Genomic DNA, 14261 nt, shown 5'->3' on the forward strand with positions numbered 1-14261 from the left:
GATGGCGGTGGCGGGTGCGGCGGCGGAGTTCGTCCGGCCGTACGCGGTGACGGCGGTGGTGGGGGGTGTGGGGACGGTGTGCGTCCTGCTGGTGCCGGCGCGGGTGCGGGGGACTGCTCCGGCCGGCGGGGTGTGAGGGCGGCCGGGGCGGATACGCGTGCTCGTGGCGCCGCGGACCGTATGGGGCGGTCCGCGGCACCACGAGTGATGGGGGTGCCGGTCGGGTCAACCGGTCCCGGGTCAGCTGACGTTGACCCCGGTCCACGCGGCGGCGACCGCGTTGAACTCGGCGGAGCCGCTGCCGTACAGGTCCTTGGCCGCGTTCAGGGTCGCGGTGCGGGCCTTGGTGTAGTTGGTGGACGAGGTGAAGTACACCGTCAGCGCGCGGTACCAGATGGCGGCGGCCTTGGCGCGGCCGATGCCGGTGACGGTGGAGCCGTTCTTCGTCGGGCTGTTGTAGCTGACGCCGTTGATGGTCTTGGCGCCGCTGCCCTCGGAGAGCAGGTAGAAGAAGTGGTTGGCCACGCCCGACGAGTAGTGGACGTCGAGGTTCTTCACCGAGGACGACCAGTAGTCGGCGGAGGCACCGTCCTTGGACGGCTTGTCCATGTACCGCAGCGGGCTGCCGTCGCCGTTGATGTCGATCTTCTCGCCGATGAGGTAGTCGGGGGTGTCGGAGGCGAGGTTGGCGTAGAACTCCACCATGGTGCCGAAGATGTCGGAGGTGGCCTCGTTGAGGCCGCCGGACTCGCCGGAGTACGTCAGGCCGGCCGTGGCGCTGGTGACGCCGTGGGATATCTCGTGGCCCGCGACGTCGAGGGCGGTCAGCGGGTGGGTGTTGCCCGACCCGTCGCCGTAGGTCATGCAGAAGCAGCTGTCGTCCCAGAAGGCGTTGACGTAGTTGCTGCCGTAGTGGGCGCGCGACAGGGAGCCCTTGCCGTCGTTGCGGATGCCGGAGCGGCTGAAGGTGTTCTTGTAGAAGTCCCACGTCGCCGCCGCGCCGAACTGCGCGTCCACGGCGGCCGACTGGCGGTTGGAGGCGGAGCCGTTGCCCCAGACGTCGTCGGTGTCGGAGAAGGTGGTCCCCGTGCCGCTGGTGCGGTTGTTCAGGTCCGTGGTGTAGATGCCGCCGCGGCTCGCGTCCTTGAGCGTGTAGGTGCTGCCGGACTTCGTGGTGGTCAGCGGGACCGAGCCCACGTGGACGCCGGTGCCGATGCCGGTCTGGATGCCCTCGTAGGCCTGGATCACGGCGCCGGTGGCGGCGTCGGTGATGACGTTCAGCGCGCTGGGGGTGCCGTCGGCCTGGGTGCCGTGGACCACGGTCCGGTACGCCAGGCGGGGCGTGCCGCTGACGGCCCAGACGACCTTCTCGGGGGCCGCGGCCTGCCCGACCGCCTTCAGCGGCTCCTCGCCCTTGACGAGCGGGGTCTTCAGCAGGCCCTTGACCGTCGCCGCGGCCTTCTCCTCGGCGGCCGCGGCCGTGACGGAGGGCGTGAGCGTGGCGGGCGCGATTCTCGCGGTGACCGCGCGCGAGACGGACCGGGTGGCGCCGCTCTTGTCCTGGTGCACCACCAGGTCGCCGCCGAGCACCTCCAGGCCGGCGTAGGTGCGGTCGTAGCGCAGGTGACGGGTGCCGTCCGGGTCGACGACGACGTCCCTGACGGTCAGCTGCTCGCGGTCGCCGAGCCCGAGGCTCCCGGCGAGGCCGGCGGCCTTGCCGCGGGCGTCGGACAGGGCCTGCGCGTGGGAGGCGGCGAGGGCCGGAGCGGTGGGGGCGCTCTGGGCGTTCGCGGCGAAGGACTGGAGACCGCCGGCCAGGAGCGCCGAGGCGGCGGCGAGGGTGCCGAATGCCAGCTTCTTGCGCAATGTGACTCCTTGGGTCCCGTCGCGTGGGGGCGACGGGCGAGGACTCCGGGCAGGTGGGCGCCCGGAGCGGTGTGGGGGACGCGCGGTGTTCCGCGCGGCAAGGAGCCTCGCACCGAACGACGGGTTAATGACAGGTGCATTTCATGCATTGGCCGGTTCGTGCGACGACGGCCCCGGCCCATGCGGCCATCTCCCGGCCCAAAGGGTGACAACTCCGTCCCACGGGTAGGGGAAACCCTCCCCAGGGAGGGCGGCTTTCCGGTCACGATCCGTTGCCCGGGTGGCTGAAACACCGCGGTAATACGTGTGACGGGAGCCCGGCGTATGATCACGCGCACCATGGCGCCGGTGAGGCGCGGCGTCCCGCCCCGCGAGACGCGGCTGCCCAGCATGTGACCGACGGGTAGGCTCGGGCCTGTGCCCAAGCCGCTGAGCCTGCCCTTCGACCCCATCGCCCGTGCGGACGACATCTGGACCCGGCGCTGGGGGCGCGTGCCCTCGATGGTCGCGATCACGTCGATCATGCGCGCCCAGCAGATCCTGCTCTCCCAGGTCGACTCCGTCGTCAAGCCCTACGGGCTGACCTTCGCGCGCTACGAGGCCCTGGTGCTGCTGGCCTTCAGCAAGGAGGGCGCGCTGCCGATGTCCAAGATCGGCGAACGCCTCATGGTGCACCCCACCTCGGTCACCAACACCGTCGACCGGCTGGTCGCCGCCGGCTTCGTCGCCAAGCGGCCCAACCCCAACGACGGGCGCGGCACGCTCGCCTCCATCACCGTCAAGGGCCGCGAGGTGTGCGAGGCCGCCACCGAGGACCTCATGGGGATGAAGTTCGGGCTCGGCGCGTACGACGACGAGCAGTGCGCGGAGATCTTCGACCTGCTGCGGCCGCTGCGCATAGCCGCGGGGGACTTCGAGGAGTGACGCGCGCCACGGCCGGGGCCGGGGGAAGCGCCGGAATCGCACCGGTTACGCTCGTCCGCATGAAGCAGAGTGTTCTGACCCGGTACCGCGTGCTCGCCTACGTGACGGGCGTGCTGCTGGTGCTGCTGACCATCGGCGTGATCGCCAAGTACGCGCTGGAGGTCGACGGCGCCGCGGGCTTCACCAAGGTCGTCAGCATCGCCCACGGCTGGCTGTACGTCCTGTACCTGGTCTTCGCCTTCGACCTGGGCTCCAAGGCGAAGTGGCCGCTCGGCAAGCTGGCGTGGGTGCTGCTGGCCGGGACGATCCCCACCGCCGCGTTCTTCGTCGAGCGCAAGGTGAGCCGCGAGGTCACCCCGCTGGTGGCCCCCGCGGGTGAACCCGTCAAGGTCTGAGACCGGCCTGACCTGCGGTTTCCTCCCCTCGTTCGGCGGACGGGGGGATCCGCTGTCGACAGGTACTAGGACGTCCTAGTATTTTCGCCTTGTAGGGGTCATCCTCGTGGTACGGGGAACGGCCCGGCAGGCGAGAGAGGCGGAGACACGGCATGGACGCTGCAGCCATCGAGGAGGGGCGCAGCCGCTGGCAGGCGCGCTACGACACCGCGCGCAAGCGCGAGGCCGACTTCAGCACGCTCTCCGGCGACCCGGTCGAGCCCGTGTACGGCCCGCCCGCCGGCGCCGAGGTGCCCGGCTTCGAGCGGATCGGCTGGCCCGGCGAGTACCCCTTCACGCGCGGTCTGCACGCGACCGGCTACCGGGGCCGTACGTGGACGATCCGCCAGTTCGCGGGCTTCGGCAACGCCGAGCAGACCAACGAGCGCTACAAGATGATCCTCGAGGCGGGGGGCGGCGGCCTGTCCGTCGCCTTCGACATGCCCACCCTCATGGGACGCGACTCCGACGACCCCCGCTCGCTGGGTGAGGTCGGCCACTGCGGTGTCGCCATCGACTCCGCCGCCGACATGGAGATCCTCTTCAAGGACATCCCGCTCGGCGACGTCACCACCTCCATGACGATCTCCGGCCCCGCGGTGCCGGTCTTCTGCATGTACCTGGTGGCCGCCGAGCGCCAGGGCGTCGACCCCGGCGTGCTCAACGGCACCCTGCAGACCGACATCTTCAAGGAGTACATCGCGCAGAAGGAGTGGCTCTTCGCCCCCGAGCCGCACCTGCGCCTGATCGGCGACCTGATGGAGCACTGCGCGGCGGGCATCCCCGCGTACAAGCCGCTGTCGGTCTCCGGCTACCACATCCGCGAGGCCGGATCCACGGCCGCGCAGGAGCTCGCCTACACCCTCGCCGACGGCTTCGGCTACGTGGAGCTGGGCCTGTCGCGCGGGCTGGACGTCGACACCTTCGCGCCGGGCCTGTCCTTCTTCTTCGACGCCCACCTGGACTTCTTCGAGGAGATCGCCAAGTTCCGTGCCGCGCGCCGGATCTGGGCCCGCTGGATGCGCGACGTGTACGGCGCGAAGACCGACAAGGCGCAGTGGCTGCGCTTCCACACCCAGACGGCCGGCGTCTCGCTGACCGCCCAGCAGCCGTACAACAACGTCGTCCGCACCGCCGTCGAGGCCCTGGCCGCGGTTCTCGGCGGCACCAACTCGCTGCACACCAACGCCCTGGACGAGACGCTGGCGCTGCCCAGCGCCCAGGCGGCGGAGATCGCGCTGCGCACGCAGCAGGTGCTGATGGAGGAGACCGGCGTCGCCAACGTGGCCGACCCGCTGGGCGGTTCCTGGTACGTCGAGGCGCTGACCGACCGCATCGAGGCGGACGCGGAGAAGATCTTCGACAAGATCAAGGAGCTCGGCGCCCGCGCCGTGCCGGACGGCAGGCACGCGGTGGGTCCGATCACCTCGGGCATCCTGCGCGGCATCGAGGACGGCTACTTCACCGGGCGGATCGCCGAGGCCGCCTTCGAGTACCAGCGCGCCCTGGAGAAGGGCGACAAGAAGGTCGTCGGCGTCAACTGCCACACCGGCTCCGTGACGGGCGACCTGGAGATCCTGCGGGTCAGCCACGAGGTCGAGCGGGAGCAGGTCCGCGTGCTCGCCGGCCGCAAGGGCGAGCGCGACGACGCGGCCGTCCGCAAGGCGCTGGACGCGATGCTGAACGCCGCCCGGGACGGCAGCAACATGATCGGGCCGATGCTGGACGCGGTGCGGGCCGAGGCCACCTTGGGCGAGATCTGCGGGGTCCTGCGCGACGAGTGGGGCAGCTACACGGAGCCCGCCCGCTTCTGACGAACGACGCGGGGCCCGGTGGGGACAGTTGCGTGTCCCCACCGGGCCCCGCTGCCGTGCCCGCCGCCCCCGGAGCCCGGAGACGGCGGGCACGCTGCTCAGAACTGCTGGACGAAGTACGGCTGGAGGGTCATCCAGCCGTTGCCGCGGGCGCCGTAGCGGGTGCCGTTGTCGCTCTGCGCCAGCGTGTACCAGGAGTCGACGTAGTCCGGGTCGTCCGTCCACCAGTCGTCCGGGATGGCGTCCAGGACCGCGTTCACCAGCGGGATGTAGGTGCCCTGGTCGGCGATGGTCAGCAGGATTCCCGCGATGGCCTTGGCCAGGTCGCGGTAGTTGGTGCTGCCGTCGTCCTCCATCATCACGGCGTCGGCGAGGTTGTACTTGTACAGCGACCAGTTGACCAGGATCTGGTTCGGGCTGTACGTCGTCCCGTCGTTGTCCAGGTACGGCATGTCGACGGGGTCGACCCGCACGAGGCCGTCCTGGCCGAATCCCGTGACGAGGGTGTAGATCTCGGCGTCGCCCTTGACCCACGGCTCCTCGTCGTCGGAGAGCCGGACCTGGGTGATGCGCGTGGTCCAGAAGCCGGCCGCGGCCGCCGCGGCGGAGGACGGCGCCGCGGGGCGCCGGGCGGACGAGGTCAGGCCCTGGCGGCCCAGCTCCGACTGGAGGACGTCCAGGCCCGCGGCCAGTGCCTTGGAGCCGTCGATGTCGACGACGTACACCGGGTGGGTGGGAGCGCTACGGGCGTCGAGGCGGTGGGCCCGGCCCCGGCTGTCGTAGGCGGTGACGGTGCGGACGTCCTCGTCGGAACTGGCCGCGGCCACCCACGGGGTGACGCCGGAGGCCAGCGCCCCGCGCATCGAGTCGTCCCCGAGGCGCAGCCGCAGCAGGGAACCGACGTCAGCGCCGAGGCCCTTGGCGGCGGCGATCCGCCGGTCGGCGTCGGCGAGTGTGGGCCGCAGCTGCGGGCCGGCGAGCTCGGTGACGGCCACCTCGTCCGAGGCCAGCGCCGCGTGGCGGACGCGGGCGCGCCATGAGGCGTCGGAGAGGGAGCCGGCGATGGCGCGCGCCGCCTGTTCCTCCGCCACGGTGACGGCGGACGACGGGGCGTGGGCACGCGGGGTGGCGGTCGCGGGGAGCGCGGTGGCGCTCTGCGCGGCCGTCAGGGCGATCAGCGAGGCGGCGACGGTGGCGACGACGCCGCGCCGACCGGGGTGAGGGTGTCTCACGTGGATCGATCCTCCTGGGGGCGAGCGATCAATGGGCGCGCTGACAGGGTGGAACGAGGGAACGCCGAGCAACGGCCATGCCTGGCCGCCGGGTTGTCTATGCGAGTAGATGACCCGCCGGTAATCATGACGATGACATGCCATGCGGGCAAGAGGTGTCGCGGCTCCATCGAGGAAAGGGAAGCCGAACTCCCGGCGACGGCTAGGCCGTTGGCGTCGCCGCGAGGCCGCCCAGCAGGACGGTGGTGAAGCGGGCCGCCCAGTCGGCGTCCACGGGTTCGCAGCTGACGAGCGCGCGGTGCACCACGGCACCCGCGATGACGTCGAAGATCAGGTCGATCTGCGGCGCGGGGTCGCCGTCGTCCGGCGGGATCTCCCCGCGCTCCTGGGCGCGCCGGCGGCCCTCGATCACCAGGCGCTTCTGCCGGTCGACGATCGCCTCCCGGATCCGCTGCCGCAGTGCCTCGTCGTGGGTGGCCTCGGCGACCACCGCCATGAGCGCGGTCTTGGTGGCGGGCTGCTCCAGCAGGGCAGCGAACTGCAGGACCACGCCCTCCACGTCGGCGCGCAGGCTGCCGCGGTCGGGCAGTTCGAGCTCGTCGAAGAGCGCGGCGACCGCGTCCACGGCGAGTTCGTTCTTGTTCGCCCAGCGCCGGTAGAGGGTGGTCTTGGCGACCCTCGCGCGCGCCGCGACGTCGCCCATGGTGAGCTTGCCCCAGCCGAGCTCGACCAGGGCCTGCCGCGCGGCGTCCAGGATCGCCCGGTCGGCCTCCGCACTGCGGGGGCGTCCGGTCCTTCTGCCTGTTTCACGCGCGCACATGGCTGGGAACCCTATCCCCGTTGCGTATGGTGCGGCCTACAGTTACGCTACGGGTCGTATCGAAAGGGTGGCGGCCGCCGCGCGGGGTGGGGACCTCGTGCCGGACAGCGCGTCATCGTCGTGCGCCGCAGGTGGCGCTTTCGGGGGGCGATTCCCCGGGAACCGCGACGAGGGGGGAGGATTGGTCTCATGCAGCCACGGAACATGTCCATGAGCGGCGTGGTCGACCTCGCCGCGGTGAAGGCGGCCGGAGAGGCCAAGGCGAAGGCCGAGCAGGCCCGCGCGGAAGCCGCCCGCAACGGGGGAGAGCCCGCCGCCCCCGCCCTGGTGACCGAGGTCACCGAGGCCACCTTCGAGAGCGATGTCCTGCAGCGTTCCACCGAGGTCCCGGTCGTCGTCCACTTCTGGACCGACCGCGCGGACGCGAGTGTGCAGTTGCAGGACACGCTGGAGTACCTCGCCGCCTCCTACGCGGGCCGGATCGTCGTCGCGAAGATCGACGTGTACGCGAACCAGCTGCTGGTGCAGCAGTTCGGCGTGCAGGGCATCCCCGCGGTGTTCGCGGTGCTGGCCGGCCAGGCCATGCCGCTCTTCCAGGGCGCCGCACCCGAGGACCAGATCCGCGAGGTGCTGGACCAGCTGGTCGCCGTGGCGGAGCAGCGCTTCGGCATCACGGGCGTACCGGTCGAGGGCGGCGCCGAGGTGCCGGTCGCCGAGGAGCGGCCGCCCAGCCCGCAGGAGCTCGCGCTGTCGGCCGCGCACGACGCGCTGGACCAGGGCGACCTCGGTGGCGCGATCCAGGCGTACCGCAACGTGCTCTCGGACGACCCGGCGAACACCGAGGCGAAGCTGGGCCTGGCGCAGGCCGAGCTGCTGCAGCGGGTGCAGGGCGTCGACGCGCAGGCCGCCCGCAAGGCCGCGGCGGACGCCCCGGCGGACGTGGCGGCGCAGATCGCCGTGGCCGATCTGGACCTGGTCGGCGGCCATGTCGAGGACGCCTTCGGCCGGCTGGTGGACACCGTGCGGCGCACCGCGGGCGAGGACCGCGACACCGTGCGGCTGCGGCTGCTGGAACTGTTCGAGGTGATCGGGTCCGACGATCCCCGGGTGACGGCCGCGCGTGCGGCGCTGGCGCGGGTGCTGTTCTGACCTGATCACATAAGGTGGCCGTGCCTCGAAAGCCATTTCGAGCCTCGATCAAGACCGGCCGCGCTTTACCAAATCTTGATGAAGCGCGGCCGCTGTTACTTCCGGTAAGAGAGTGACGGGGCTCTGTCCGGATCCATCACCCGATGGGTGATTTTCACACCCCCGTCGCAACTACGCAGCGTAGCGGTTATGGTCTAGACCATAACTCCTGGGTTATCGCACCGTTACCCGCTAGTAACGACGCCCCTTGTGCAGCGGCGCCGAATGGACCACGATCGGCCAAGCCCGGTCCGTCGCCGAGCAGTCGGCATCCAGCCGTCCGATCGCCGAACGGGTCCCCACCGGGCCGGGACGCCGATGCTGTGCCAGCAGTGGACGCGGACCGCGGGCAGGGGGGTCTCTGCCGTCCGGCAGGGCCTGTCCAGCAGGTTGCGCGAGAGCGTGGCCGTGTGGTTGTCGCTCGGGGGTGATCGCCGATTTTTCGGACAGCGTCGTCCGCTCTTTCCCGCGTGACGGCCGTCGATACGGCGCTCTCCTTCCCGAGGACGTAGCACTTCTCCCATCCCGCCGCAATCCCCACGATTCCGGCCGGAGATGTACGTCCGAGAAGGAGGAAAGTCATGGAGTCGCTCATCCGCGGCGGTACCAGATGGAAGCGGTTCGCCGTCGTCATGGTGCCGAGCGTCGCGGCCACCGCGGCGATAGGCGTGGCCCTGGGTCAGGGTGCGCTCGCCGCGTCGTTCAGCGTTTCGGGCCAGCAGTTCAAGGTCGCCGCCCAGGACCTGGACGGTGACGGCTTCGTCCAGTACGGAGCCATCGACGTCCAGCACGGCGGCAAGCCGATCCCGGTCGCGGTCTCCGCGTTCGACAGCGCCACGATCACCGGACTGTGCCAGTCCGTGGTCGTGCCGACGCCGATCGGCGACGTCACGCTGAAGCTCGGTGCCGGCAACGACGGCAAGAAGGTCGAGGCGAAGAACCTCTACATCGACCTCGACCAGCTCGACGCCGATGCGGAGTTCACCGACATCAACATCGGTGTCGCCGCCGGTGACACCCAGCAGGGCCCCGGCATCAAGACCGGTGACAAGACCGACCCCGGTTCCTTCGCCCAGGAGGCCCGGAAGGCGCACCTCACCGGTGTGACCCAGACCGCGTGGGCGACCAGCGCGGGCACCTTCAAGCTCAGCGGGCTGAGCATGTCGGTGAAGGTCGGTTCCGGCAAGAAGTACGAGTGCTTCTAGCCTGACCAGAGGGGGTGGGGGGCACGGGATGCCCCTCACCTTCCTCACCCCTGACTCTTTCTAGAAACGCCAGTCCCAGGGAGCTGTTTTCCATGAGCGCCGAGACACACGGACTGAGGGGCCGGTTCGGCTATTGGCGGTTCCGCTTCCGCGTATGGCGCGGACAGCGGCCGTTCTGGGCAGGCCTGCTGACACTGCTGGCCGGACTGCCCATCGCGTACTTCCCGTACGCCCATCTCTCACTCGGCGCGCTGAGCCTGACCATGGCCACCACGGCCGGGTCCGGTTCACTGATCATCGGCGTGCTGCTGGTCGTACTCGGCCTGACCATGTGGTTCCAGTCGGCGGTGCGGGTCTTCTCGGGCGTCGCGTCGATCCTGCTGGCGCTGGTGTCGCTGGTGGTCTCCAACTTCGGCGGCTTCCTGATCGGCTTCCTGCTGGGCCTCATCGGCGGTGCCCTCGCCGTCTCGTGGGCCCCGGGCGTACCGCCCGCCGACGGCGGCGCGGACCCGGCGGAACTGCCCGGCAGCGGCAAGGGTGACGACGGTGACGCCGGCTACGTGCCGCCGCCCGGCTCCCCCTACGCGGCGGCCTACGGCGAGTACCCGGCCGACCCGGCCGCCGGCCAGGCGGGGACCGCCCCGCAGTACCCGGCGGACGGCGCCGAGACCGTAGACGCGAACGGGAGGCACAGTGCGGGGTGATGAGGTCCAGCCCGCTTCCGGGGTCGCCGCCGGCAGCGGCACCCGTGAGAGAACGGGGCCGCGGCACGCGGCGCCGAGGAAGTCGCTGCTGACCAAGCTGCAGATGCCCGCGGGCAAGGCGATAGCCCTGGCCGCGATGCCGACGGCTGTCCTGATGGGCATGGGACTGACGCCGAGGCTTGCCTCTGCCGACGAACTGCCGAAGAACCCGTTCTCGGGCACGAAGTGCATCGAGCAGCCCGACGAGCCGGCGGAGTCCGCGACGCCGAGCGCCACCCCGTCGGGCGGCGGCACCAAGACCCCGACCCCGGATCCGTCCGGGAGCCCGTCGAGCGACCCCTCGGGTTCCCCCGGTTCCGGTGACGAGGGCGGCAAGGGCGACGAGAGCGGCGGCGGTTCGTCCGGTGGCACGGGGACGACGGCGCCCACCCCGTCGGCCTCGCCCTCGGCGACCCAGCAGAACAACCCGCTGGACCCGCTGGGTGTCGGTGACGCCCTGGGCGACCTGCTGGGGCTCAACACGAAGAGCGAGGAGCCCGCCGCGGCGGCCCCCTCGGCGACCTCGACGCCCGCCCCGGGCGCGACCTCGGCCGCTCCCAAGCCGAGCGCCTCCACGGGCACGGTGAAGACGAAGGCCGAGGACACCACCGCCACGCTGAAGAAGACCGTGTCGGAGGCGGTCGAGAAGCTCTCGGAGACCACCGGGAAGGCGACGCAGACCCCGGACTCCTCGCAGAGCTCCCCGGCCGTGTCGGCGGACGGCAAGACCCCGTTCCCGTGCCCGACCCACGACGCGCAGGCCCTGGCGGACGCCGCCTACCAGGAGACGCAGTCCCTGCTGCCGGACGACCCGTGGGTCCTGCGCAGCAGCCTGCTGACCCTGACCGGGCTCGACTACAAGGGCATCGTCGAGGTCAAGACCTGGAGCGGGAAGGTCAAGAAGGTCCTGAAGTTCACCGCCACCGGCGTGGACATCAAGGACCTGCAGCAGGAGGTCGTGGGGCCGAACGGCACCGTCGGGCACGTGGACGCCCGCAAGGGCAGCACCTCCACGATCCGCAACGGCACGGTGACGATGTACACCGAGTCGCTGAAGGGCAACCTCTTCGGGCTCATCCCGATCGAGTTCACCCCGGACACCCCGCCCCCGATCAACGTGCCGGCCGCCTTCTTCACCAACGTCACGGTCAAGCAGGCCGGCCAGTTCGGCGGCACGCTGAAGCTCCCCGGCATGCACGTGTACAACACCGCGGACTGAGCCCCGCCGCACAGGACCCCTCCGGGAGCCGCACAAGGAAACGGCGGAGGGCGCCGTCCCCGCAGGGGGAGGTGCCCTCCGCCGTTCCCGTGTACCGGGCGGCCCGGCGGCCGGTCAGACCGCGCGGTGGCCGAGGTGGTGGACCCGCACCAGGTTGGTGGTGCCGGGGACGCCGGGCGGGGAGCCGGCCGTGATGATCACGGTGTCGCCCTCGGCGTAGTCGCTGAGCTTCAGCATCTCCTGGTTGACGATCTCGACCATCTCGTCGGTGGTGTTCACGTGCGGGACGACGGTGGTCTGCACGCCCCAGGTGAGCGCCAGCATGTTGCGGGTCGACTCGTCGGTCGTGTACGCCACCACCGTCTGCGGCACGCGGTAGCGGGCCAGCCGGCGGGCGGTGTCGCCGGACTTGGTGAACGCGACCAGGGTCTTGGCGTCCAGGTAGTCCGCGAGCTCGGCGGCGGCGCGGGCCACGGCGCCGCCCTGGGTGCGCGGCTTGCGGCCGTTGAGCGGCCACAGGCCCTGCTTGAGCAGTTCGACCTCGGCCGCCTCGATGATCCGCGACATCGTCTTCACGGTCTCGATCGGGTACTTGCCGACGCTGGACTCGGCGGACAGCATGACCGCGTCCGTGCCGTCCAGGATCGCGTTGGCGACGTCGGAGGCCTCGGCGCGGGTCGGACGGGAGTTGGTGATCATCGACTCCATCATCTGGGTCGCGACGATCACCGGCTTGGCGTTGCGGCGGCAGAGCTCGATCAGCCGCTTCTGCACCATCGGGACCTTCTCCAGCGGGTACTCCACCGCCAGGTCGCCACGGGCCACCATGACGCCGTCGAAGGCCGCGACGACGTCCTCCATGTTGTCGACCGCCTGCGGCTTCTCGACCTTGGCGATGACCGGCACGCGGCGGCCGACCTCGTCCATGACGCGGTGGACGTCGCGGACGTCCTTGGCGTCGCGGACGAAGGAGAGCGCCACCATGTCGACGCCCATGTGCAGGGCGAAGCGCAGGTCCTCGATGTCCTTCTCGGACAGGGCGGGCACGTTGACCGCGGCGCCGGGCAGGTTGATGCCCTTGTGGTCGGAGATGACGCCGCCCTCGACGACCAGGCAGCGGACCCGCGGGCCCTCGACGTCGATCACGCGCAGTGCGACGTTGCCGTCGTTGATCAGGACGGGGTCGCCGGCGCGCACGTCGGCGGGCAGGCCCTTGTAGGTGGTGCCGCAGATGGTCCGGTCACCGGGCACGTCCTCGGTGGTGATGACGAACTCGTCACCGGCGACCAGCTCCACGGGACCGTCCGCGAAGGTCTCCAGGCGGATCTTGGGCCCCTGGAGGTCGGCCAGCACGCCGATGGCACGTCCGGTCTCCACGGAGACCTTGCGCACCCGCTGGTAGCGCTCCTCGTGCTCGGCGTGGCTGCCGTGGCTGAAGTTGAAGCGGGCCACGTTCATACCGGCCTCGGCCAGCGTCTTCAGCTGGTCGTAGGAGTCGACGGCGGGACCCAGGGTGCAGACGATTTTCGCTCGGCGCATGAGGACGATCCTATCGGGTTTGTTCCGCTCCGGAATTTTCCCGTGCGGGGGAGGCATGGACGGTGCGGACGGCGGCCATAGAGTAGAGCCTCCGGGTGGCCGCAATGAGTCACCGGCCGGTGACCAGCGCGTACGTCTGCTGTGCGATCTCCAGTTCCTCATCGGTGGGGACGACCGCCACCGCCACCCGGCTGCCCGCGGCCGACACCACGCGGGCGGCACTGCCGCGCACCGCGTTGCGCACCGCGTCGAGCTCGACGCCCAGGCCCTCCAGGCCGGCCATGGCGGCGGCCCGGACCGCCGCGGAGTTCTCGCCGACGCCCGCCGTGAAGGCGATCGCGTCGACCCGCCCCAGCACGGCGGTGTAGGCGCCCACGTACTTGCGCAGCCGGTGGACGTAGACGTCGAAGGCGAGCTGGGCCGCCGCGTCGCCCTCGGCCATCCGGCGGGCGATCTCCCGCATGTCGTTGTCGCCGCACAGGCCCAGCAGGCCGGAGCGCTTGTTGAGCAGGTCGTCGATCTCCGCCACCGCCATCCCGCCCACGCGGGCCAGGTGGAAGACCACGGCCGGGTCCAGGTCCCCCGAACGGGTGCCCATCACCAGGCCCTCCAGCGGGGTGAGCCCCATCGAGGTCTCCACGCACTCCCCGCCGCGCACGGCCGAGGCGGAGGCCCCGTTGCCCAGGTGCAGGACGATGACGTTGACCTCCGCCGGGTCCCTGCCCAGCAGCCGCGCCGTCGCGCGGGAGACGTACGCGTGCGAGGTGCCGTGGAAGCCGTAGCGGCGCACCTGGTGGGCGTCGGCGGTCTCCCGGTCGATCGCGTAGCGGTAGGCGTGCTCGGGGATGGTGGAGTGGAAGGCGGTGTCGAAGACGGCCACCTGCGGGAGGTCCGGGCGCAGGTCGCGGGCGACCCGGATGCCGGTGACGTTCGCCGGGTTGTGGAGCGGGGCCAGCGGCACCAGTTCCTCGACGGCGGCGAGCACCTCGTCGTCGATCAGCGTCGGCTCGGTGAAGCGCGTGCCGCCGTGCACGACCCGGTGGCCCACCGCGGCCAGTTCGGGGGAGTCCAGGCCGAGGTCGCGGGCGGCGAGCTCCTCCGCGACCGTCTTCAGCGCCTCGGCGTGGTCCGCGACCCCGCCCGGCTCGCCGATCCGCTCGACGATCCCGGCCGCCGGCCGGCTGCCGTCGGCCATGTCCAGCAGCTGGTACTTCACCGACGAGGAGCCGGAGTTGAGGACGAGGACGCGGGTAGCGGTCACGGTGCCTTCCCTGTGG

At 71.1% G+C, this 14261-nt stretch carries 12 protein-coding genes; 7 read left to right on the forward strand and 5 right to left on the reverse strand.

Annotation, left to right across the window (positions count from 1 at the left end):
* Nucleotides 1-240: 240 nt before the first annotated feature.
* Nucleotides 241-1866, reverse strand: a complete 1626-nt coding sequence (locus tag ACFV3E_RS38850) for a M4 family metallopeptidase (RefSeq protein WP_500540059.1) — start codon at nucleotides 1864-1866, stop codon at nucleotides 241-243.
* A gap of 417 nt (nucleotides 1867-2283) precedes the next feature.
* Between ACFV3E_RS38850 and ACFV3E_RS38855 the strand changes: the two genes are divergently transcribed.
* From ACFV3E_RS38855 to icmA, 3 genes are all read left to right on the forward strand, one after another.
* Nucleotides 2284-2790, forward strand: a complete 507-nt coding sequence (locus ACFV3E_RS38855; RefSeq protein WP_500540061.1) for a MarR family winged helix-turn-helix transcriptional regulator — start codon at nucleotides 2284-2286, stop codon at nucleotides 2788-2790.
* 59 nt (nucleotides 2791-2849) lie between these two features.
* Nucleotides 2850-3185 carry a DUF3817 domain-containing protein gene (locus tag ACFV3E_RS38860; RefSeq protein WP_500540063.1) on the forward strand — a complete coding sequence of 112 codons (336 nt, stop codon included), beginning with the start codon at nucleotides 2850-2852 and terminating at the stop codon, nucleotides 3183-3185.
* Between the two features lie 152 nt (nucleotides 3186-3337).
* Nucleotides 3338-5038 carry a coenzyme B12-dependent isobutyryl-CoA mutase large subunit gene (gene icmA / locus ACFV3E_RS38865; RefSeq protein ID WP_500540065.1) on the forward strand — a complete coding sequence of 567 codons (1701 nt, stop codon included), beginning with the start codon at nucleotides 3338-3340 and terminating at the stop codon, nucleotides 5036-5038.
* Nucleotides 5039-5136: 98 nt separating this feature from the next.
* Here icmA and ACFV3E_RS38870 read toward each other — a convergent pair whose 3' ends face one another.
* Complete coding sequence (locus ACFV3E_RS38870) at nucleotides 5137-6270, reverse strand: DUF3103 family protein (RefSeq protein WP_500540067.1); 1134 nt, start codon at nucleotides 6268-6270, stop codon at nucleotides 5137-5139.
* Between the two features lie 202 nt (nucleotides 6271-6472).
* The gene (locus ACFV3E_RS38875) at nucleotides 6473-7090 is read right to left on the reverse strand and encodes a TetR/AcrR family transcriptional regulator (protein ID WP_500540069.1); all 618 of its coding nucleotides are present in this window, start codon (nucleotides 7088-7090) and stop codon (nucleotides 6473-6475) included.
* 189 nt (nucleotides 7091-7279) lie between these two features.
* Here ACFV3E_RS38875 and ACFV3E_RS38880 point away from each other — a divergent pair, with 189 nt between their 5' ends.
* The 4 genes from ACFV3E_RS38880 to ACFV3E_RS38895 all read left to right on the forward strand — a co-directional run bounded on the left by ACFV3E_RS38880 (nucleotide 7280) and on the right by ACFV3E_RS38895 (nucleotide 11445).
* Nucleotides 7280-8239 carry a tetratricopeptide repeat protein gene (locus ACFV3E_RS38880; protein ID WP_500540071.1) on the forward strand — a complete coding sequence of 320 codons (960 nt, stop codon included), beginning with the start codon at nucleotides 7280-7282 and terminating at the stop codon, nucleotides 8237-8239.
* Between the two features lie 620 nt (nucleotides 8240-8859).
* The gene (locus tag ACFV3E_RS38885) at nucleotides 8860-9483 is read left to right on the forward strand and encodes a DUF6230 family protein (RefSeq protein ID WP_500366231.1); all 624 of its coding nucleotides are present in this window, start codon (nucleotides 8860-8862) and stop codon (nucleotides 9481-9483) included.
* A 92-nt stretch (nucleotides 9484-9575) separates the two neighbouring features.
* Nucleotides 9576-10187, forward strand: a complete 612-nt coding sequence (locus ACFV3E_RS38890; protein ID WP_500540073.1) for a DUF6114 domain-containing protein — start codon at nucleotides 9576-9578, stop codon at nucleotides 10185-10187.
* Complete coding sequence (locus tag ACFV3E_RS38895) at nucleotides 10177-11445, forward strand: hydrogenase expression protein HypF (RefSeq protein ID WP_500540074.1); 1269 nt, start codon at nucleotides 10177-10179, stop codon at nucleotides 11443-11445. The genes ACFV3E_RS38890 and ACFV3E_RS38895 overlap by 11 nt, the downstream gene beginning before the upstream one ends.
* A gap of 114 nt (nucleotides 11446-11559) precedes the next feature.
* On the opposite strand, the gene pyk is transcribed toward ACFV3E_RS38895, so the two are convergent.
* Together pyk and ACFV3E_RS38905 are read right to left on the reverse strand one after the other, a co-directional pair.
* Nucleotides 11560-12984: a pyruvate kinase gene (gene pyk, locus ACFV3E_RS38900; RefSeq protein ID WP_500366225.1), complete on the reverse strand. Its 1425-nt coding sequence runs from the start codon at nucleotides 12982-12984 to the stop codon at nucleotides 11560-11562.
* A gap of 109 nt (nucleotides 12985-13093) precedes the next feature.
* On the reverse strand, nucleotides 13094-14245 hold the full coding sequence (locus ACFV3E_RS38905; RefSeq protein ID WP_500540076.1) for an acetate kinase: 1152 nt from the start codon (nucleotides 14243-14245) through the stop codon (nucleotides 13094-13096).
* Nucleotides 14246-14261 lie beyond the last annotated feature (16 nt).

The organism is Streptomyces sp. NPDC059718 (assembly GCF_042733315.1).
GTDB lineage: Bacteria > Actinomycetota > Actinomycetes > Streptomycetales > Streptomycetaceae > Actinacidiphila.